19 protein-coding genes and 1 tRNA gene are annotated in these 18,900 nt (G+C 60.6%); 9 read left to right on the forward strand and 11 right to left on the reverse strand.

Going from position 1 to position 18,900, the window contains the following annotated elements; genetic code table 11:
• Positions 1-23: 23 nt before the first annotated feature.
• Both ACIN8IBEIGE_RS15925 and yegS read right to left on the reverse strand, forming a co-directional pair.
• Positions 24-959: a chemotaxis protein CheV gene (locus tag ACIN8IBEIGE_RS15925; protein ID WP_160015507.1), complete on the reverse strand. Its 936-nt coding sequence runs from the start codon at positions 957-959 to the stop codon at positions 24-26.
• A 153-nt stretch (positions 960-1,112) separates the two neighbouring features.
• Complete coding sequence (gene yegS, locus ACIN8IBEIGE_RS15930; protein ID WP_160015508.1) at positions 1,113-2,009, reverse strand: lipid kinase YegS; 897 nt, start codon at positions 2,007-2,009, stop codon at positions 1,113-1,115.
• Between the two features lie 208 nt (positions 2,010-2,217).
• Here yegS and ACIN8IBEIGE_RS15935 point away from each other — a divergent pair, with 208 nt between their 5' ends.
• Positions 2,218-2,916 carry a pirin family protein gene (locus ACIN8IBEIGE_RS15935; protein ID WP_160015509.1) on the forward strand — a complete coding sequence of 233 codons (699 nt, stop codon included), beginning with the start codon at positions 2,218-2,220 and terminating at the stop codon, positions 2,914-2,916.
• 206 nt (positions 2,917-3,122) lie between these two features.
• Here ACIN8IBEIGE_RS15935 and ACIN8IBEIGE_RS15940 read toward each other — a convergent pair whose 3' ends face one another.
• Genes ACIN8IBEIGE_RS15940 through ACIN8IBEIGE_RS15950 form a run of 3 tightly spaced genes read right to left on the reverse strand, consistent with a single transcriptional unit; the run spans position 3,123 to position 7,884 of the window.
• Positions 3,123-4,682: an FGGY-family carbohydrate kinase gene (locus ACIN8IBEIGE_RS15940; protein ID WP_160015510.1), complete on the reverse strand. Its 1,560-nt coding sequence runs from the start codon at positions 4,680-4,682 to the stop codon at positions 3,123-3,125.
• A 20-nt stretch (positions 4,683-4,702) separates the two neighbouring features.
• On the reverse strand, positions 4,703-6,289 hold the full coding sequence (locus ACIN8IBEIGE_RS15945) for an FAD-dependent oxidoreductase (RefSeq protein WP_372239993.1): 1,587 nt from the start codon (positions 6,287-6,289) through the stop codon (positions 4,703-4,705).
• Complete coding sequence (locus tag ACIN8IBEIGE_RS15950; RefSeq protein WP_160015512.1) at positions 6,289-7,884, reverse strand: FAD-binding oxidoreductase; 1,596 nt, start codon at positions 7,882-7,884, stop codon at positions 6,289-6,291. Before ACIN8IBEIGE_RS15950 ends, ACIN8IBEIGE_RS15945 begins: the two co-directional genes overlap by 1 nt.
• 281 nt (positions 7,885-8,165) lie before the next feature.
• Here ACIN8IBEIGE_RS15950 and ACIN8IBEIGE_RS15955 point away from each other — a divergent pair, with 281 nt between their 5' ends.
• Positions 8,166-9,188, forward strand: coding sequence for an AraC family transcriptional regulator (locus ACIN8IBEIGE_RS15955; RefSeq protein WP_160015513.1), 1,023 nt, complete (start codon positions 8,166-8,168; stop codon positions 9,186-9,188).
• 93 nt (positions 9,189-9,281) lie between these two features.
• Here ACIN8IBEIGE_RS15955 and glp read toward each other — a convergent pair whose 3' ends face one another.
• Positions 9,282-10,496, reverse strand: a complete 1,215-nt coding sequence (glp, locus tag ACIN8IBEIGE_RS15960; protein ID WP_160015514.1) for a gephyrin-like molybdotransferase Glp — start codon at positions 10,494-10,496, stop codon at positions 9,282-9,284.
• Entirely contained in the window at positions 10,493-11,032 is a 540-nt protein-coding gene (gene moaB / locus ACIN8IBEIGE_RS15965) for a molybdenum cofactor biosynthesis protein B (RefSeq protein ID WP_160015515.1), read from the reverse strand. Before moaB ends, glp begins: the two co-directional genes overlap by 4 nt.
• 67 nt (positions 11,033-11,099) lie before the next feature.
• Between moaB and mobA the strand changes: the two genes are divergently transcribed.
• The 3 genes from mobA to ACIN8IBEIGE_RS15980 all read left to right on the forward strand — a co-directional run bounded on the left by mobA (position 11,100) and on the right by ACIN8IBEIGE_RS15980 (position 12,212).
• Positions 11,100-11,717 carry a molybdenum cofactor guanylyltransferase MobA gene (mobA, locus tag ACIN8IBEIGE_RS15970; RefSeq protein ID WP_160015516.1) on the forward strand — a complete coding sequence of 206 codons (618 nt, stop codon included), beginning with the start codon at positions 11,100-11,102 and terminating at the stop codon, positions 11,715-11,717.
• A gap of 56 nt (positions 11,718-11,773) precedes the next feature.
• Positions 11,774-11,995 carry a YgdI/YgdR family lipoprotein gene (locus ACIN8IBEIGE_RS15975; RefSeq protein ID WP_160015517.1) on the forward strand — a complete coding sequence of 74 codons (222 nt, stop codon included), beginning with the start codon at positions 11,774-11,776 and terminating at the stop codon, positions 11,993-11,995.
• Positions 11,996-12,135: 140 nt separating this feature from the next.
• A tRNA-Pro gene (locus tag ACIN8IBEIGE_RS15980) sits at positions 12,136-12,212 on the forward strand.
• A 54-nt stretch (positions 12,213-12,266) separates the two neighbouring features.
• Here ACIN8IBEIGE_RS15980 and ACIN8IBEIGE_RS15985 read toward each other — a convergent pair.
• Genes ACIN8IBEIGE_RS15985 through ACIN8IBEIGE_RS15995 form a run of 3 tightly spaced genes read right to left on the reverse strand, consistent with a single transcriptional unit; the run spans position 12,267 to position 14,648 of the window.
• Positions 12,267-13,151, reverse strand: a complete 885-nt coding sequence (locus ACIN8IBEIGE_RS15985; protein ID WP_160015518.1) for a chemotaxis protein CheV — start codon at positions 13,149-13,151, stop codon at positions 12,267-12,269.
• Between the two features lie 49 nt (positions 13,152-13,200).
• Positions 13,201-13,443: a glutaredoxin family protein gene (locus ACIN8IBEIGE_RS15990; RefSeq protein WP_160015519.1), complete on the reverse strand. Its 243-nt coding sequence runs from the start codon at positions 13,441-13,443 to the stop codon at positions 13,201-13,203.
• 50 nt (positions 13,444-13,493) lie between these two features.
• The gene (locus ACIN8IBEIGE_RS15995; protein WP_160015520.1) at positions 13,494-14,648 is read right to left on the reverse strand and encodes a DUF5610 domain-containing protein; all 1,155 of its coding nucleotides are present in this window, start codon (positions 14,646-14,648) and stop codon (positions 13,494-13,496) included.
• A gap of 259 nt (positions 14,649-14,907) precedes the next feature.
• Here ACIN8IBEIGE_RS15995 and ACIN8IBEIGE_RS16000 point away from each other — a divergent pair, with 259 nt between their 5' ends.
• On the forward strand, positions 14,908-16,161 hold the full coding sequence (locus tag ACIN8IBEIGE_RS16000) for an OprD family porin (RefSeq protein ID WP_160015521.1): 1,254 nt from the start codon (positions 14,908-14,910) through the stop codon (positions 16,159-16,161).
• A 71-nt stretch (positions 16,162-16,232) separates the two neighbouring features.
• Here ACIN8IBEIGE_RS16000 and ACIN8IBEIGE_RS16005 read toward each other — a convergent pair whose 3' ends face one another.
• Complete coding sequence (locus ACIN8IBEIGE_RS16005; RefSeq protein ID WP_160015522.1) at positions 16,233-17,441, reverse strand: ammonium transporter; 1,209 nt, start codon at positions 17,439-17,441, stop codon at positions 16,233-16,235.
• Positions 17,442-17,817: 376 nt separating this feature from the next.
• Here ACIN8IBEIGE_RS16005 and ACIN8IBEIGE_RS16010 point away from each other — a divergent pair, with 376 nt between their 5' ends.
• The 3 genes from ACIN8IBEIGE_RS16010 to ACIN8IBEIGE_RS16020 are packed head-to-tail and all read left to right on the forward strand — an operon-like array spanning position 17,818 to position 18,883.
• Positions 17,818-18,135, forward strand: coding sequence for a YqjD family protein (locus ACIN8IBEIGE_RS16010; RefSeq protein WP_160015523.1), 318 nt, complete (start codon positions 17,818-17,820; stop codon positions 18,133-18,135).
• An 11-nt stretch (positions 18,136-18,146) separates the two neighbouring features.
• Complete coding sequence (locus tag ACIN8IBEIGE_RS16015; protein WP_160015524.1) at positions 18,147-18,530, forward strand: phage holin family protein; 384 nt, start codon at positions 18,147-18,149, stop codon at positions 18,528-18,530.
• A complete protein-coding gene (locus ACIN8IBEIGE_RS16020; RefSeq protein WP_160015525.1) occupies positions 18,527-18,883 on the forward strand; it encodes a hypothetical protein in 357 nt (118 codons plus the stop codon). Before ACIN8IBEIGE_RS16015 ends, ACIN8IBEIGE_RS16020 begins: the two co-directional genes overlap by 4 nt.
• The last annotated feature ends 17 nt before the right edge of the window (positions 18,884-18,900 follow it).

Genomic DNA, 18,900 nt, shown 5'->3' on the forward strand with positions numbered 1-18,900 from the left:
CCGGGCTGACGCCCGCGTCAGACTTATTCCTCGGGGTGCAGCAGGGCCAAACGCTGGTGCACCACATCCACCAGTTTGTCCGGCTGGAACTTGGAGAGAAAGTTGTCGCAGCCAACCTTCTTCACCATGGCCTCGTTGAAACTGCCGGACAACGAGGTATGCAGCACCACGTACAAGTCCTTGAGGCGCGAGTCGTTGCGAATTTCGGTGGTCAAGCGATAGCCGTCCATCTCCGGCATTTCCGCATCGGTGATCACCATCAACAGCTTTTCATGCACATCGACTCCGGCGTCAGCCCAGCTCTTCAGCAGGTTGAGCGCGCGCAGGCCATCGCTGGCGGCATGGCAACGGATATCCAGTTGCGCCATGGTGCCCTTGAGCTGACTCATGGCCACGTTGGAGTCATCCACCAGCAGCACCTCACGACCCTTAGCGTATTCCAGCAACGGGTCGGCGAGTTTTTCCGGGGAGACCTTGGTGCTCATCGGGCTGATTTCCGCCAACACCTTTTCCACGTCGATCACTTCGACGATCTGGTCTTCGACCTTGGTAATGGCCGTCAGATAATGCTGACGCCCGGCGCCACCTGGCGGCGGCAGAATGGATTCCCAATTGAGGTTGAGAATGCGCTCGACCCCACCGACCAGGAAGGCCTGCACCGAGCGGTTATATTCGGTCACGATAATGGTGCTGCGCTCATCCGGCACAATGGGCCGCATGCCGATAGCCTGGGACAGATCGATCACCGGCAGCGTCTGCCCTCGCAGGTTGACCACTCCGCAAACAAACCGGTGACGCTGCGGCATCAGAGTCAGTTTGGGCATCTGCAGGACTTCCTGCACCTTGAACACGTTGATCGCAAACAACTGCCGCCCCGTGAGGCGGAACATGAGAATTTCCAGGCGGTTCTCACCCACCAGCTGGGTACGTTGGTTCACTGAGTCGAGAATGCCGGCCATCATGCGCTCCTGTTCACTTATCGATCTAGCCTAGCTCAAATAGCCATGCCCTGGTGTATCGGCAATCTGCCGCGCATCTGAAGGCAGATGGCGCGACGCCATCATGCGATAAGCGCGGCGTCGAGGCCAGCCAGGCGGCAGGAGCCGCCGCGTCTATTCCATCAACAGCGGCGAATTCTCCGGCAAATGCATGTGCAATGCTTGCGGCATTGACGCAAAGCGCAGCTTACGACTTTCCATCGGCTCGCCATCCAGATTGAGATCCAAACCTTCTGGTGCTTCGACCTCCAACCATGGCAGCCGGGCACTCAGGGCCACGCTCTGCAAGCCATTGATCCCGCCAGACAGCAGCGTGCCCAGAGTGCCGACCACATCAGCTGCCGCCGGCACAATGCAGATATCCAACAAGCCATCGTTAACCCATGCATTGGGGCACAGCACGTGTCCACCTCCGGCCTGGCGACCATTACCAATGCCGAGGGCGAGAAACTCACCCTCCCACTGAAAATCCGGCCCGGTAAAACGGCCAAACGACGACTGCACTTCGGCAAAACGGGTCAGCCCCGTCAAAAAGTAAGCCGCACCGCCAAGCACGCGCTTGAGATCCTCTGACGTATTGGCGGTGACATTGCAGCCAAAGCCGCCAGTGGCCATATTGAGAAACACTTGGCCGTCAACTTCACCCAGATCAATCGGCTGCGCGGGCGTATCCAGCAATGCCAGGGCAATTCGCGGGTCAAGATCAACCCCGGCTGCCTGGGCAAAGTCGTTGGCCGTGCCCAATGGCAATAGCGCCAGACTGGCCTTGGTTTTTGCCAGCGTCATGGCTTCAGCCACTTCGCGCAGGGTGCCATCACCTCCGCCGGCAATCAGGGTCGGATAACCGGCCTGCAGCGCCTCGTTGACCAGACGCTGCGCATCGCCGCTCTCCCAGGTCACCCGCACATCCAGTTGCCAGCCCTCTTCACGACGCGCCTGCACCGCAGCACGCACCTCGGCATTAAGGGCTTGCTTGCCATGCAGAATCAGCAGCGCTTTACGTTCTTGCATCCAAGGCATCCTTTCACATTTCAAGAAAAAGACTCAGCGACAGGGCTTGAGGTTGCATCAGCGTGCAAACGGCAACCTCAACATCAAATAATTAGATTATTAGGCTCAATATTTACGCATTTTTAATCGTATTGATTTATTGGATCATCCATCCATCGCCAATGAACACCGCCGCTGCAAGCCGGTGCTCCTTAATGAGGATATGCAGATGATCGAAGTACGTCCCTTCGCCCAACTCGGTGCGGCCAATCATGGCTGGCTGAAGGCCCGCCATCACTTTTCCTTTGCCGAATACTATGAGCCAGCGCGGATGAACTGGGGCGCGCTGCGGGTCTGGAACGATGATGAAATTGCCCCGCACAACGGTTTTCCAACTCACCCGCACCGCGATATGGAAATCATCACCTATGTGCGCCAGGGGGCCATCAGCCACAGGGATAACCTGGGCAATCAGGGCCGCACCGAGGCCGGTGATGTGCAGGTAATGAGTGCAGGTACCGGGATTGCCCACAGCGAATACAACCTGGAAGACAGCCCCAGCAAGATTTTCCAGATCTGGATTCAGCCCAACCAGGCGGGCCTGCCGCCGTCCTGGGGCGCCAAGCCGTTTCCCAAGGGCGAGCGTGCCGGCGCCTTCGTTACCCTGGCCAGCGGCTATGCCGAGGATAGCGAGGCCCTGCCGATCCGCAGCGATGCGCGGATGGCAGCCGCCACTCTGCAAGCCGGGCAGAGCACCGAATACCCCATCGGCGCGGCACGCAAAGCCTATCTGGTGGCCGCCAGCGGCAGCATCGAGGTCAACGGTGTAAGCGCCCAAGCCCGCGATGGTGTGGCGATCAGTGATGTAGAGGTGATACGGGTGACGGCCGTCGAAGACAGCGAAATCATCCTGGTGGATGTGACCTAAGCGCCTGCCTGCGATCTGCTGCGCGTCGGCCCTGCTGCGTTAAACACAGGCTTGGAAGTCGCTTGCGGCTAACGCGCTTTAGCGCGACCCGAAGGGCGAGCGAAGCGAGTAATGCTCATGTACAACAGTACACTCCGCTTCCTCGCCTGTTTTTGCCTTGCAGGGCTCTAGCTCGCGAGATCGCTAACCAGCTCTTGATCAGCCTTTCAAGCCGGGTAGCCTGTGATCTTGCGGATGGTCTGATAGAGCGGCTTAAGCTGCTTGTACATGCGCTGATAAACCTGGGTGTACAGCTGCTGGTAAGTGCGCTGCGCCTCGGGATTCGGCGTGAACACCTGACCAACCCGAGTCATGGCGGATATCGCCGTAGGGTAATCCGGGTACAGGCCCAGCCCTACTGCACAGTTGATCGCCGCGCCCAGACCGCTGGTTTCATACAGATGCGGACGCTCAGCCGGCAGGCCGAAGATGTCGGCGGTCAGCTGCATGGCCGCATCGCTCTGCGAACCACCGCCGGAAACGCGCAAACGGGTGATACGGGTGCTCGAGCGCTTCTCGATCTTTTCCTTGCCCTGGCGCAGGGCATAGGCCAGCCCTTCCAGAATCGCCCGGTAGATATGCGCGCGGGTGTGCACGTCGCCAAAGCCGATGATCGAACCCTTGGCCTCCAGCCCCGGCTCGCGGATGCCCGGCGACCAGTAGGGTTGCAGCATCAGGCCCATGGAGCCGGCCGGCACGCTGTTGACCAGCTCATCGAACAGCGCCTCAGGCTCGACGCCCAACTCCTTGGCCCGCTGCATCTCGCGCAGGCCAAATTCCTGCTTGAACCAGCTGACCATCCAAAAACCGCGATAGATCATCACCTCGGTATTGAAGTGATCGGGAATCGCCGCCGGATACGGCGGAATCAGCGGAATGGTTTCCAGATACTGGCTGCGTGTGGTGTTGATGGTCGCCGTGGTGCCATAGGACAGGCAGGCCGTGCTCGGCTCTACGCCGCCAGCACCCAGAACCTCACAGGCCTTGTCGGCGCCGGCGGCAATCAGCGGCAGTCCTTCGGGAATCCCGGTATGCCGGCTGGCCGCCGCCGTAATGTGGCCAAGTAATTCGCCCGGTTTGCGCAACTCCGATAACTGCTCACGGCGCACCGGCATGGCCTGCCACTTCCAGTCGCCCGGTTTGGCCCACTGCAGGCGCTTGTAGTCGAACGGCAGGTACGCCACGCAACTGGTCAGCGAGTCGACAAATTGGCCGCACAGCCGGTGAGTCAGAAACCCCGAGAGCAGCAACACCTTGTGGGTATTGGCCCAGATATCCGGCTGATTCTGAGCGATCCAGTTGACCTCGGCCTGGGCGCGGAAATGATCAACCGTGGCCTGTACCCTAGCGATCTTGAACAGCCAGCCCCAGGGGCCCTTGATCGACCCGCGCACCTCGGCCTGACGCTGATCGAGCCAGAGCATGGCAGGACGCAGCGGTTGGCCCTGCGCGTCGACATTGATCAGGCTGCCACGCTGGGTAGTCAGCGATACGCCCTTGATCCGACTGCGGTCGATATCCACCTGCTGCCACAGCTGCGCACAAGCCTCACCGAGGCTGGCCCAGTAATACTCGGGATCCTGCTCGGCCCAGCCGGGTTGCTTGGAGTAATAAGCCTCAAGTTCCACCTTGCCCTTGGCGAGCAGATTGCCCTGAAGATCGAACAACAGCGCCCGGATACTTTGGGTGCCATTGTCGATGGCCAGCAGGTAACTTTTCTCGCTCAAGACGCCGTCCTTTCTATTGATCAATCTTCTTCCGGCAGGCTGTAGCAGCGCTGCCAGAGTTGCAGATACACCTGCTCTTCCCACTGCCAGCGCGTGTCACTCCAGCCCAGGCGGGCCTGACACAATGCGCGGATACGCGGCAATTCAGCCGTCGCGCCCTGAGCCAACAACAGGCCAAGGCGGGTACGGCGTAGCAGCAGATCATCCAGGTGCAACACCAGTTCCTGCTCGGCCGCCCAGGCCAACTCGGCCCACAGCGTGTCCGTATCCGCCACTTGCTCGAGGCCTAGCTCTTCGAGCAGCGCCAGCAATTGCGGCAGCGCCCGGCCATAACGGCCGATCAGGCGCCTCTGCTGGGCAGGGCTTAACGTGGACATCGGTTGACTGGCTACAGGTGCAAAGGTCGCCGCGCCTCGATCATCCACAGTACGTCCCACAAAAGGCGCACAGGCCTGCAGCACTTCCAGAGCCAATAGACGGAAGGTGGTCAGCTTGCCGCCGGCCAGTGTCACGCAGCCCGGCTCAACCCATAGCGCATGCTCGCGCTTCTCATCCGAGGGTTTGCGCCCTTCGCTGCCATCGCTGACCACGGGGCGCACCCCGGCCCAGGTCGACAGCACGTCTGCTGCCCTGATCTGTGCCGCGGGAAACTGCTGGGCGCAGGCGGCCAACAGGTAATCCATTTCTTCTGGACTGATCCGCGCCTCCTCGCTTAGTGGCGCCGGGTGATCCAGATCGGTGGTGCCAATTACCGTCGCACCCTCCCAGGGGAAAACAAACACCGGGCGCTTGTCAGCGGCGTGCATAAAGCTGAAGGCATGGGCCACCGGCAGGCGCCAGGCGGGCAGCAGCAGATGGCTGCCACGCAGCGGGCGGATATGCTCTAGACCTGTCTTGCGACGCAACTGATCAGCCCAGGCACCTGTAGCCTGGGCCACCACGCGGCTGTTAAAGCGGTACGACTTCCCGGTTTCGGCATCCTCGGCCAACACGCCGCTGACCTGCCCGCCTTCGCGGCACAGCTCGGCCACACGCATGCCATTCAGCGCTTCGCCGCCCTCGGCACGGGCCTCACCCAGCACGCGCTGCACCAGCCGCGCATCATCGGTCACCGCATCGAAAAAGCGCGTTCCACCGAGTAGCCCGTCTTCCTTGATACCCGGCGCCAGATAGCGCAGCTGCTGCAAGGGGTAGTACAGATGGTTGCGCTTGCCGGCCAGGGCGTCATAGACCGCCAGCAAACCGCCAAACACCTTGGGGCCGGGAAAGCCGCCACGGTAATGCGCCATAAGAAAACTTAGGGGCTCAACCAAGCCTGGCGCTTCCTGCAGCAGGCGCTGGCGCTCGCGTACCGAATCGCGGGTCAGGCCGAACTGGCCCTTGGCGATATAGCGCAGCCCGCCGTGGACCATTTTCGAGGAGCGGCTGGAAGTACCCCAGGCAAAGTCGCGCTGCTCCAGCAACAGGCATTTCCAGCCGCGCCGCGCCGCTTCACGCAGAATCCCGGCACCGCTGATGCCACCGCCGACGACGATCAGGTCCCAATCGCGGGCGGCCAACTCGGGCAGCGCCTGTTCACGCCAGGCGGCGTTCCATTTGCTCATCATCAATCCTGAATCAGCACGCCTGGTGCCAGGCGCTGCTCAGGGTCGAAATGCCCGGCAAGCGCCTTGAGCGTGGCCATGCCCAGTTCGCCCTTCTCCACCGGCAGATAAGGTGCGTGATCACGGCCAACACCATGTTGGTGGCTGATAGTGCCGCGGTTCTCGGCGATGGTCAGGCTGGCGGCATGTTTGAGCCTCTGCCAACGCGCCATGGCCTCGGCGTAGTTCGCACCCGGACGGAACACGTAGGTGGTGTAGATGCTCGAGCCTTCGTTGTAGACGTGGGACAGGTGGGTAAACACATGCACCTGCTCGCCCTCCTCGCTCAGGCCGTTGCGCAGGCTGGTCTCGACCTTGTTCAGCAGGCTGTCGACATTGCTCCAGTCGGTGGCGGTTTCCAGGGTATCCACCGCGTAACCGGCGGCCCACAGGCCGTGGCGCAGATAAGGGAAACGGAAGCGGTTCTCCGCCCACTTCTTGCCCAGCAGGGTGCCGGTAAATACGCCGTCAAAACTCTTCAGCAGCTTCTTCGCCTGTTTCAGCGAGGCGGCGTTCTGTGTGCGGCTGCCGGTCACGCCGAAGGTCAGCATGCACTTGCCATCGCGTGCGCCGCGCAGGGCCAGGTATTTCTCCAGCCAGGCGATCTGCTGCGGATGGCCAGCCAGGGCCAGCTGGGTTTTGGTTTCGATGGCATTGGACAGGCGTAGCATCGACAGCGGTACCCGCGCCTGAGCCAAGCTGCGAATGGCGTTCAGCGCCTGCTGCCAGCAGGGCAGGAACACCGCATAGAAGTTTTCCTGCTCGGCCAGGCGGGTGATGCGCACCTTGACCTCGGAAATGATGCCGAAGCGTCCTTCCGAGCCCATAAGCACTTCGCGCAGGTCCGGGCCTGCGGCCGAGGCCGGGAAGGTCGGAATCTCCAGGGTGCCGGCAAAGGTCTCGACCTTGCCACCGGCGAACAGCTGCTCGATGCGCCCGTAGCGCAGCGACTGCTGGCCGCTGGAACGGCTGGCGACCCAACCGCCGAGGGTCGATAGCTCCCAGGACTGGGGGAAATGGCCGAGGGTATAGCCCTGGGCACGCAACTGGCTTTCCACCTGCGGGCCATTGGCACCCGGGCCGAAGGTGGCGATCAGGCTGTCGTGGTCGATCTCGATCAGCTTGCTCATGCGCGCCAGCGACAGGGTCAGCACCGGCTTGCTGCTGGCCTGCGGGTTGATATGCCCGGCCACCGAGGTGCCACCGCCGTAAGGAATCACGATCAGGTCCTGCTGGCTGGCCCAGGCCAGCAGCTCGCGAATCTGCGCGGCGCTTTCCGGGTAGGCCACGCCATCGGGAAACACGCCAAAATCGCCAGAGCGCATTGCCAGCCAGTCCGGCAGGCTCTGGCCACGGGCGTGGCGCACGCGGTCTTCGGCATTCAGGCAGATCAGCGGGTGAGCCTGCAGACGCGAGGCCGGCACTTGCGCCAGCACCTGTTCCAGACTGGCATCGGCCAGCAACTGACCAGGGCCGACCAGTTCGGTGAGAAAAGCCTCACCATGGGCCGGCAGTTCCACCACTGTTGCCTCATCACCCCAGCCGTTCCAACGTCGCATCTGTGTCTCCCGGATATTTCAGTCACCCTCGATGGCTGCCTATACTAGCTGGCCGCTTCGAGGCGTCACTGTCGTATCGAGCCAGGCGATATCGCCAATCAAGACATTCAGAATAAGAACCTGTCTCGGATCTGCTGCGCTTCGGCGATACTGCGTTAAAAATGGCCTCGGAAAGCTCATTTACAACTCGTAAACTCCGCTTCCTCGGCCATTTTTGCCTTGTCTCGCTCTAGCTCGCGCGATCCGAAACAGGCTCTGCGAACTCAGAATAAGAAAAAATCATGGAAAACCTCGGTTATACCTCTGTCCCCTCCCTGCTCAAGTACCTGCGCCACGCCGAGCAATTGGGTCTGGATATCGACCAGGCGTTGGCAGCAGCCGGCATCAAGGCCGAGGACCTGGCCGACAACAGTAAGCGCATCCCCAGTGAAACCCATGAGCGCCTGCTCGATCACTTGCTCAAGGTGTCGGCTGACCCGCTGTTTGGTCTGCACTGCGCGCGCTTTGTGCAGCCGGGTTCGTGGAGCGTGCTGGGCTATATCACCATGAACTGCGCCACCCTCGGTGAGGCCATGAGCCGCATCGTGCCTTACGAAAAACTGGTGGGGGATATGGGTGTCAGCCGGGTCGAGGCCGGCGCAGACCACGTTCGCCTGATCTGGACCTGCCGTCATCAGGCTGAGCCGATTCGCCGGCATATGGTGGAGAACGTACTGGCTTCGTGGCTGCTGTATGCGCGCTGGATCTCCGACTCAGACAGTTCGCCGCGGGAGGTGTGGTTCGAACACGCCCTGCCTGAAGGCGTCGATATTGCCGAGTATCAGGCAATTTTCGGCTGTCCGATCGGCTTCGAACAAAGCTGCAATGCGCTGCTTGTGCCGCTGGAATACCTCGCTGTGCCGCTGCGCCAGGCCGACGCCAACCTGCTGCGCACTCTGGAAGAACACGCCCTGACCCTGATGGCTGGGCTGGACGACAACGAGCCGCTGCCGCAACGAGTGAAGAACGCCCTGCGCCTGCTGCTCAAGGATGGTCTGCCGCGCAAGGAACGCGTGGCGGAGAAATTCAATATGACGGTGCGCACCCTGCAGCGTCATCTGCAGCTGGCGGGCACCAGCTACCAGCAAATTCTCGATGAATTGCGCCAGGAATTGGCCGAGCACTACCTGCTGCGCAGCGACCTGGCGATTCAGGATATCGCCAGCTACCTGGGCTTTACCGAATCACGCTCATTCCACCGCAGCTTCAAGACCTGGACCGGACAGACACCGGGCGAGTTTCGCGAAAGCCGGCGCACGGGTTAACCCGCTTGGTGGATGGGGGAAGCGCCGTCCACCCTACCCGGCGACTCCAATGGTAGGGTGGATGACGCTGTTTTCATCCACCGCTGCGCTGACCTACCCGAGGATTTCGCTGAGCGGAATAAAGCGCAGGCTATCGCCCTCGGCCAGGGTGGTGCCTTCCAGCACTTCGGCAAACCCCTCAGCCCAGGCGGCGCTGCGCAGCACACCGGAGCTCTGGTTCGGGTAAGGCACCACCCGGCCATTTTCCAGGCGTGCACGCAGGTATTCACGGCGGTTGCCCGGTTTGGCCCAGGTGAAACCCGCCGGCATCGGAAAGCCCAGCGGCTCGACCCGCTGCACACCTAAACGGCGCAGCAGATAAGGCCGCGCGAGCAGGCCGAAAGTCACCATGGTCGAAGCCGGATTACCCGGCAGGCCGATCACCGGAACGCCACGGAACTGCCCGCAGGTCAGCGGCTTTCCCGGTTTGATCGCCAGCTTCCACAGCGCCAGCTCACCCTCCTCACGCAGGGCCATGCCGAGGAAATCCGCCTCGCCCACAGACACCCCGCCGGTGGAAAGGATCAGATCAACATCACTCAACGCACCCAGCGCCGCGCGAGTCTGTTCCAGGTCATCGAGCAGAATGCCGCCATCCACCACCTCACAACCCAGACGCTGCAGCCAGGCGATCAATACGCGGCGGTTGCTGTTGTAGATCTGCCCTGGCCCCAGTGGCTGACCCGGTTCTACCAGCTCATCGCCAGTGGACAACACGGCCACCCGAGGTCGGCGGCGCACCGTCAATTCGGCGCAACCCAGGGATGCGGCCAAACCCAGCTCGATCGGGCCTAGACGGGTACCGGCCGGTAATACGCTATCGCCAACACGGGTTTCCTGACCCTGGGCGCGCACATTCTGCCCGAGCTTCAGCGGCTCGCTAAAAGCAACGCGACCATCCTCTCCGAGCACGGCGTTTTCCTGCATTTCCACGGTGTCGGCGCCAGCTGGCAGCGGCGCGCCGGTAAAGATCCGCGCACAGGTACCAGGCTGTAACGGCTGCGGCGCACTGCCGGCCTGGATGCGTTGGCTGACGACCAGCGGCTCGCCATTCCAGTCGGCCAGGCGCAGGGCGTAGCCATCCATCGCGCTATTGTCCCAGGGCGGCAGATCCAGCTTGGCAATCAGCTGCTCAGCCAGCACGCGGCCAGCCGCGTCATGCAGGTAGACCTGCTCGGTTTCAACAATTGCCGAAGCCTCAGCCTGCGCCAACAAACGCGCCAGCGCCGCCTCGACGGGCATCAACCCAGGTTTGTCACAGCAGCTCATCCACGGCTCTCGCAGGCGGCCACCGATTTGAGGTGCGGGACGAAATTGCACGGACGGTGGCGGTTATCCAGCTGCTCACCCAGGATGCCATCCCAGGCGGTACGACAGGCGTTAGTCGAACCCGGCAGGCAGCAGACCAGGGTGCCGTTGGCCAGACCAGCCAGGGCGCGCGACTGGATGGTGGACGTACCGATATCAGCCACGGAAATCTGCCGGAACAGCTCACCAAAACCATCGACCTGTTTATCCAGCAAGCAGCTCACCGCTTCCGGGGTGCTATCACGACCGGTAAAGCCGGTACCGCCGGTAATCAGCACCACCTGCACCTGGTCCTCAGCAATCCAGGTAGCGACCTGGGCGCGAATCTTGTACAGATCGTCCTTGAGCAAAACCCGAGCGGCGAGCTGATGGCCGGCCGCCTGCAGGCGGTCAACAAACAGCTGGCCCGAGGTGTCAGTATCCAGGCTGCGGGTGTCACTGACGGTCAACACCGCGATATTCAAGGGCACGAAATGTGCCTCGGCCTTGTGGTTCATGGCAGGCTTCCAGTTATGGGCGATAATGCCCGCCGTTATAACACAGGCCCGCTTTCGGAGACTGCGCATGCCCTCTTCCGCAACCCTGCCGCGCTGTTCTGTCTTGCTGCTTTCCGGCGGCCGAGGGCAACGCATGGGCTGTGCCGACAAAGGCCTGCTCGACTGGCAAGGCCGTCCGCTGATTGCCTGGTTGCACGAGCTGGTGCGGCCCTTGACCGACGACCTGATCATCTCCTGCAACCGCAACGCCGAGCGCTATGCGCCCTTTGCTGATCGGTTGGTTGCAGATGGTCCTTCTGACAATGGCAATGGCGACTTCCAAGGCCCGCTGGCAGGCATACGTGCCGGTCTGCGCATCGCGCGCCAGGAGAATCTGTTGGTATTGCCGTGTGATGCGCCACAACTCGACAGGCCGCTGCTGGAGGCACTACTGCGCCTGGCCGGTCAGCACGCAGTCGTAGTGCACCAAGGTGAGTTTCTCGAGCCGTTATTCAGCGTTATTCCTCGGGCACTGCACACCGACCTGGAGCAGGCCTGGCAAGCCGGTGAGCGCAGCCCGCAACGCTGGTTGCGCAGCCTCGATCCATTGACAGTCGAGTGTCCACTCGGTGACCCTCGCCTGGCCAACTTCAACACCCCAGACTTGCTAGGCGACACGCGGATAAAGGCCAACAAGGGAACTTGATTGGCAAAATTTCGTCACAAGCAGGGTAAAAACCTCTATCAATCAAGGAGAAACCCATGTCTCAGCGGATTATTCCAGCATTGCTGCTTACCTTGGGCCTGGTCGCGCTGACTGGTTGCGCGTCCCCAACTGTAATCACCCTCAATGATGGCCGCGAAATTCAGACCATCGACGAGCCGAATTTTGACGAAGATTCGGGCTTCTACGAATTCGAACAACTCGATGGCAAACGCGCCAAGGTCAACAAGGATCAAGTGCGTACCGTCAAAGAGCTGTAAGAAAATGTCCCAGGCGCTGCCAGGTACTTTTGCCCGGCGCCTGGGCGCTGAGCGATACATGCAAAGCGCTTGGCCAATAGAAAAAATTAAAACCTAACCCCTTGTACGGTAAAACTTTCTCAGTAGAATCTTGAGCCATTCGGAGTGTAGCGCAGCTTGGTAGCGCGTCTCGTTCGGGACGAGAAGGTCGCAGGTTCGAATCCTGTCTCTCCGACCAGAACCCATAAAAAAGCCCGCTTAATCGCGGGCTTTTTTATGCCTGTGGCAAAGGCTATTGCAAACTTTCGAATGCCTGCACCAGGGCCTTGCTCAGGTCTATGGTGGAGAACTTGGTCAGCACGTCATTGGCGCCGACCGCCTTGGCTTTTTCGGTGTTCATGGTGCTGTCGAGCGAGGTGTGCAATAGCACATAGATCTGGCCGATATCCGGCTTCTTACGCAGCGTGCGTACCAGGTCGTAGCCATCCATTTCCGGCATTTCGATATCCGAGACCAGCACCTCGATGGGTTCCCCGGCATCGAATTGCCGTTGTAGCAACTCAAGTGCGTCGGCGGCGCTGCGCACCATCTGGCAATCCAGTTCCAGCTTGCGCAGGGTAATCATCGTCTGGTGCAACGCGACGTGCGAGTCATCCACCACCAGTACGCGACGCCCCTTGAGCAGCGCCCGCTCACGTTCTGAGAGCAACTGCTCGTCCAGCTCCTCGATAATCATCGGCGCGAGCTCGTGCAGCACTTTCTCGATATCAAGAATCTGCACAATCTTGCCGTCGATTTGCGTCACCCCAGTGATAAAGGCTTTGCTGCCGGAACCTGCCGGCGGCGGACGAACATCGCGGGTGTAGCACTGCACGATGCGCTCCACGCTTTGCACATGCAGGCCCTGACGCGAGCGGCTGAGTTCGGTGACGATCAGGCAACCATCATTGTTGCCCGGCACGCCCTGCTCGCCGATGGCCTTGGCCAGATCAATCACTGTCAGCGCCGAACCACGCAGGGTGGCCACGCCACGCACATGGGGATGACGACTGGGCAGTTTGGTCAGCGTCGGGCAGGGAATGATTTCCTGAACCTTGAGCAGGTTGATCCCCAACAAACGACCGCTGTGTAAGCGAAACAGCAGCAGCGACAGGGCGTCTCCAAGCACCATGCTCATCGATCTTCTTCCTTCACTAAATCATTGACCGCCGCACACCCATCAAGCATCAGGCGCTACGCAGGAATTCGACAATCTGTTCAGCTTCGAATGGCCAGTTCAACTCGGCCCCGGTGTCGCTGCGGCGCAGCACCGGAATGCGCAGACCATACTCCTCGACCCAGTGCTCATGCTCGGCAATATCGACCAGCTCGACCAACAGACCGTGCTCGACAAAAGGCATCAGCAGAGCTTCGGCCACCTCACACAGGTGGCAGCCGAGCGTACCGAATAATTGGCATTCCGGGAGCATCTGCGCACCTCCACTGACTACTGGAGGTGCAGTTTAGCACTGCCCTAGGCTCAGGCGTCCTTGGACTTGCTGCTGTCTAGGGCGGGATTGAGCAGGTTCTGCAGGCCATCCAACAAGCGGCTGTTGAGCTGTTCGGCCTTGTCCAGACGACCGCTGTCAAAACGCTCATCCAGCGAGAAGCCACCCTTGAGCATATCCAGCAAGCTGGTTTTAGCGGTGCCTTCTTCAGCCACCTGATTGGCGCTGCGCAATGCGTCAAGCAGGCCCTGAGCGTAGTCGATCAACGAGCTGTTGACCGCGCTGGCAGCCTGGCCGCCATCTTGCGCAACGGCGCTGTAGGCATCGGTTGCCTGACGCACAGTGGTTTGGGTCAGACGCAGGGACATGGACGCCAATTGCTCGCCATCCATTTCCAGCGCCATGGCCCGATCGAAGGCACCCGACAGATCACCGGCATAGAACTTGTTGGAGAGGTCCTGCACCTGACCGAAGAGTTTTTCCAGTGCAGCGCGTTCTTCGTCATCCAGCTCGCCTTCGACACTGACTTGCCAGGCACCTATCTGCAGGCTCCCGGATTGGCTACTGGCAACTACTGAGCTGCCGTTGCCATTGCTGCTAGCAACAACGCCACTCTGCGACCAGTTGGCCGAAGCCTGGGCGATGGAAATACGCAGGCGATCACCATCACGGGTGGTCACTTCCATATCGAAGGTTTCCGCTTGCGCGGCAAACCGTTCGCTGTAAGCGGCGATATTGGTTGAGCCCTCAACCAGCGCCGCATCCGGATTAAAGCGCTTGTCCAGGTCACTGAAGCCGTCCTGGATTTTCTGGTAGGTGTCGTCGATATCGCTCGCCACCTTGCCTTGCAGCACGCCCATGCTGTCGAGAATCTTGCGCGCCTCGGCAAAGCCCTTTTCCACACCGCTACGCGCCTGCTCAAGCAAGCCCTTGAGCTTGTTTGGGTCGGCACCAGCAGCTTGTTCGCTTTGCAGGCGCTGCTCGATAAAACCGAGAATGCGCCCGGCGACTTTCTCCGGAGTGTAATCATTGGCCTTGCCGGCCAACGCACCGGGCTCAAGCCCCAGGCGCTCAGCCAGTCGATTGGCCAGTGTCGCCTGCGCATCGGCAACATTACGTACAACCGGCTGAGCAGTGGCGGAAGTAGGACGTGAAGCGGAGGATAAATTTGCGGCCAGGGGGTTCATGGCAAAGTACCTAGGCGGTGTATCTGACTGGTTGGCGGCCGTGCGGGATGAAACTTTAGCCTGATTGCGGATAAACCGATCAACGGTGCGCCAGGCAGGCTAGAGCGATTGCAACTGCGTCCACTGCACGCCAGACCAACAAAGACCGAAACCGAGCAGACCAAAGTCTAAAAGCCAAGCCTAAGCCCCCATGCTTTATTGCGCCTCGCTGTATCAGATCGGCCACAAGCCGACCCGCACACACGAGGAGCTAACAATAATGACTCAATCTCCCCTCGCCCGCGCTGTGGCACTCGCCACACTGGGCACCTGCCTCTGCCTACCATCGCTGGCCCAGGCAGAGTTTATCAAGGACAGCAAAGCCACCCTTGAGCTACGCAATTTCTATATGAACCGCGACCTGCGTAACAGCACCGCAGCGCAGCAATCCAAACGCGAAGAATGGGCCCAGGGTTTTATCCTAAAAGCCGAGTCGGGCTTTACCGAAGGCACCGTGGGCTTTGGTCTGGATGCTTACGCAGGCCTGGGCCTGAAACTCGACTCGTCCGATGAACGCGCAGGCACCGCCTTGCTGCCAAACAGTTTTGGTAATGAGGGGCCAGGGGAGTATTCCGAAGCCACAGCAGCAGCCAAAGTGCGTATATCCAAGACCGTTGGCAAAGTCGGCGGCCTAATGCCTAAGTTGCCTATCGTGGCGTCCGGTGACTCGCGCCTGCTGCCACAGGTGTTTAACGGCGGGATGATCACCTCCCAGGAAATCGACGGACTGACCCTCAACGGCGGCCAGTTACGCGAAGTGAACTTCCGCAGTTCCACCGACAGCCAGGACATCACCGCCAGCAACGTCGGCGGCGTGAGTGACCGTTACAACTTCGCCGGTGGCGACTACAAATTCAACACCGGCAACACCACCGTAGGCCTGTGGTACGGCGAGCTGGAAGATATCTACGACCAGAAGCTCTACAACCTCATCCACGTACAACCCATCGGTGACTGGAAGCTGGGGGCCAACCTGGCCTACTTCGATTCCCAGGACAACGGCAGCAAACGCGGCGGCAAGCTGGATAACGACCTGACGTCGGTCAACCTCTGGGCTGGCACAGGCGCACACACCTTCCGCCTGGGTTACCAGAAGGTCGGCGGCGACAACGCCTTCCCATTCCTCACCGAAACCGATCCTTACATCGTCAACTACCTGCAAATTCTCGATTTCACCCGCAAGGACGAGAAATCCTGGCAGGCACGCTATGACATCAACTTCGCCACCTACGGCATACCCGGTCTGAGTGCCTTCGTGCGTTACGTCACCGGCGATGGCTTCGATGGCGCTGGTGGCCGTGATGGCAAGGAATGGGAACGCGACTTCGATGTCAGCTACACCATTCAGGAAGGCACCTTCAAGAACCTGGCATTCCGCTGGCGGAACGCGATGGTGCGCAGCAACGCGGCAGCAACCGGCGGCGACCTCGACGAGAACCGTCTGATCGTCAGCTACACCCTGCCACTGTTCTAAGCCTCACATTTAAGCGGTCGCAATAAAAAGGCCCGGACACTGTCCGGGCCTTTTGCATTAACACCTAGCCATCAGTCCTGGCTGACGGCACCAATCTTGTGCACCGAGAGGTCAGCACCGTAGTACTCCTCTTCCTGGCTCAGGCGGATACCCACGGTAGCCTTCAGCACACCATAAACCAGTACGCCGCCAATCAAGGCCACTACCACGCCCAGCGCGGTGCCGACAAACTGGCTGGCCAGGCTTACACCGCCCAGGCCGCCCAACACCTCTTGGCCGAAGATGCCGCAGGCAATACCGCCCCACACGCCGCACAGACCGTGCAGTGGCCAGACACCCAGCACGTCGTCGATCTTCCATTTCACCTGAGTCGCGGTAAACGCCCAGACGAACAGCGCACCAGCAATCGCGCCAGTAACCAGCGCACCGACCGGATGCATCAGGTCGGAACCGGCACACACCGCCACCAGGCCAGCCAGCGGACCGTTGTGCAGGAAGCCAGGGTCATTGCGACCAACCAGCAAAGCCGCCACCGTACCGCCGACCATCGCCATCAGGGTGTTGACCGCCACCAGGCCGCTGACGCTGCCCAGGGTCTGTGCGCTCATCACGTTGAAGCCAAACCAGCCGATGATCAGAATCCACGAGCCCAGCGCCAGGAACGGAATATTCGACGGGGCAAAGGCCACCAGACGACCATCGCGGTAACGCCCATCACGACGCCCCAGCAGAATCACCGCGCCAAAGGCCAGCCAGCCGCCCATCGCGTGTACCACCACCGAGCCGGCAAAGTCATGGAAGGCTGCGCCGAACTGCGCTTCCAGCCAGGCCTGCACGCCGTAGTTGCCGTTCCAGATCATCCCCTCGAAGAAGGGGTAGATAAAGGCCACGATCAGCACCGTGGCGCACAGCTGCGGGCCGAACTTGGCGCGCTCGGCGATACCACCGGAAATAATCGCCGGAATGGCCGCAGCAAAGGTCAGCAGAAAGAAGAACTTCACCAGGGCGTAGCCGTTGCCTTCAGTCAGCACGCTGGCTGGCTCAAGGAAGGTCACGCCGTAGGCAATCCAGTAGCCAACAAAGAAATAAGCCAGGGCCGACACGGCAAAGTCGGAGATGATCTTCGACAAAGCGTTGACCTGGTTCTTCTGCCTGACCGTACCCACTTCAAGAAAGGCAAAGCCGGCGTGCATAGCCAGCACCATCACGGCACCAAGCAGAATAAACAGGGTATTGGAGCCGTGAATCAGGGTTTCCACAGCACTGTTGATGTTTTCCATCTGCGAAGAAAACTCCGTCGCGGGGAAAAAGCACCAAAGCGGATCACAAATCAATAAATACGCACCATATGGCGGCACTCATCATGATCCAGCTCGCCGAGGTCAAGGCCGCGCAGCACCAAGCCGGTGCCGACTGAACCTTGTCTCGAAGTACTTATTCCATAGTTATTAATAAGTTATTGATGCACCACGGCGTCCTGGCCAGAACCCTTGCAGCCCCATAAAGGAGCGCATCAGCAAGAGCGCGCACCAACGCAATGCAAGCGCTGTACCAGCCGAGCAATCAGCTGCATCCCTCTGTGCCGAAGAAAAAAGGAACCACTGCCCCGCAGAGGACTCGAACCCCCTACACTGCCCCGTTATAAGGAGAGACACCATGGCTCGTAAGACCCCCATATCGTCCAGCTCGGATCAGTTACTCGACGAATTCCAGGCGCTGGTGCGCGACACCGAAAGCTTGTTGCAGCATTCCGCCAGCCTCGCCGGTGAGCAGGCCGAAGAACTGCGCGAGCAGATCCGCAGCAGCCTGGGCCGCGCGCGTAGCACCCTGCACAACGCCGAAGACGCCTTGCATGCCCGCGGCAAGGCGGCTATTGAAGCCACCGAAGGCTATGTGCAGACTCACCCATGGCAGACTCTCGGCATCGCTGCCGCCATTGGCCTGCTGCTCGGCATGCTGATTTCCCGCCGTTAAAGAGAACATCCATGGATGCATCGCAGCCCGCCCCGCCAAGTCGCGGCAGTTCACCACGGCGATTTGCCAGCGCCTTGCTGGGGTTATTGCAGGGCCATATCGCGCTATTTGGCGAAGAGCTTAAAGAGCAGCAAAGCCATACCCTCGGCCTGCTGGTGCTGACCAGCCTGAGCCTGCTGTTCGGCCTGCTGCTGATCATCGGCCTGTCCGCCGCGCTGCTGATTGCCTTCTGGGAGACGCACCGCCTACTGGTTATCAGCACCCTGTGTGGTTTCTATGCCGTGGGCCTGCTGGGCACCCTGATCGCGCTATTGCAGCGAGTACGCAATGCACCGGCGCCCTTCAGCGCCAGCCTTGAAGAACTGGCCCGTGACCGTGAGCAACTGCTGCCATGACTATGCCCGAGCTACCCGCCAAGGCCTCGCGCCGCGAACTACGTAAAACCCTGCTGCGCATGCGCCTGCAAATGCACCGCCAGGAACTGCGCCACGAAACCCTGGTGATGCTGCAACCGCTGCGTCAGGCGCAGCACTGGCGCAATAACTGGCGTGAAGAACTGAGCAACAGCAACGCACCACTTTGGGTCGCAGGCGGTGCACTGCTGTTGGCCACCGTCGGCATCCGCCGTGGCCACTGGCGACGCTGGCTGCGTATCGCCCTGATCGCCTTTCCGCTGCTGCGGCGCAATCCTCCGCGACGCCCAGACACTTCTGCCGACACGACTAAAGATACCCACACAGGGGATTAAGCTGGCCACGATATTGC

Origin of the sequence: Pseudomonas sp. 8BK (assembly GCF_902506475.1) — a bacterium.
GTDB lineage: Bacteria > Pseudomonadota > Gammaproteobacteria > Pseudomonadales > Pseudomonadaceae > Aquipseudomonas > Aquipseudomonas anguilliseptica.

Bases quoted from the DNA above. Each gene is read 5' to 3' on its own strand.
- glp (WP_160015514.1), bottom strand. From the start codon at position 10,496: ATGAGCTGCTGTGACAAACCTGGGTTGATGCCCGTCGAGGCGGCGCTG.
- yegS (WP_160015508.1), bottom strand. From the start codon at position 2,009: ATGCAAGAACGTAAAGCGCTGCTGATTCTGCATGGCAAGCAAGCCCTT.
- ACIN8IBEIGE_RS15990 (WP_160015519.1), bottom strand. From the start codon at position 13,443: ATGCTCCCGGAATGCCAATTATTCGGTACGCTCGGCTGCCACCTGTGT.
- ACIN8IBEIGE_RS16005 (WP_160015522.1), bottom strand. From the start codon at position 17,441: ATGGAAAACATCAACAGTGCTGTGGAAACCCTGATTCACGGCTCCAAT.
- ACIN8IBEIGE_RS15975 (WP_160015517.1), top strand. From the start codon at position 11,774: ATGTCTCAGCGGATTATTCCAGCATTGCTGCTTACCTTGGGCCTGGTC.
- ACIN8IBEIGE_RS15925 (WP_160015507.1), bottom strand. From the start codon at position 959: ATGGCCGGCATTCTCGACTCAGTGAACCAACGTACCCAGCTGGTGGGT.
- ACIN8IBEIGE_RS15950 (WP_160015512.1), bottom strand. From the start codon at position 7,884: ATGCGACGTTGGAACGGCTGGGGTGATGAGGCAACAGTGGTGGAACTG.
- ACIN8IBEIGE_RS16020 (WP_160015525.1), top strand. From the start codon at position 18,527: ATGACTATGCCCGAGCTACCCGCCAAGGCCTCGCGCCGCGAACTACGT.
- moaB (WP_160015515.1), bottom strand. From the start codon at position 11,032: ATGAACCACAAGGCCGAGGCACATTTCGTGCCCTTGAATATCGCGGTG.
- ACIN8IBEIGE_RS15985 (WP_160015518.1), bottom strand. From the start codon at position 13,151: ATGAGCATGGTGCTTGGAGACGCCCTGTCGCTGCTGCTGTTTCGCTTA.
- ACIN8IBEIGE_RS15955 (WP_160015513.1), top strand. From the start codon at position 8,166: ATGGAAAACCTCGGTTATACCTCTGTCCCCTCCCTGCTCAAGTACCTG.
- ACIN8IBEIGE_RS16015 (WP_160015524.1), top strand. From the start codon at position 18,147: ATGGATGCATCGCAGCCCGCCCCGCCAAGTCGCGGCAGTTCACCACGG.
- ACIN8IBEIGE_RS15995 (WP_160015520.1), bottom strand. From the start codon at position 14,648: ATGAACCCCCTGGCCGCAAATTTATCCTCCGCTTCACGTCCTACTTCC.
- ACIN8IBEIGE_RS16010 (WP_160015523.1), top strand. From the start codon at position 17,818: ATGGCTCGTAAGACCCCCATATCGTCCAGCTCGGATCAGTTACTCGAC.
- mobA (WP_160015516.1), top strand. From the start codon at position 11,100: ATGCCCTCTTCCGCAACCCTGCCGCGCTGTTCTGTCTTGCTGCTTTCC.
- ACIN8IBEIGE_RS16000 (WP_160015521.1), top strand. From the start codon at position 14,908: ATGACTCAATCTCCCCTCGCCCGCGCTGTGGCACTCGCCACACTGGGC.
- ACIN8IBEIGE_RS15935 (WP_160015509.1), top strand. From the start codon at position 2,218: ATGATCGAAGTACGTCCCTTCGCCCAACTCGGTGCGGCCAATCATGGC.
- ACIN8IBEIGE_RS15945 (WP_372239993.1), bottom strand. From the start codon at position 6,289: ATGATGAGCAAATGGAACGCCGCCTGGCGTGAACAGGCGCTGCCCGAG.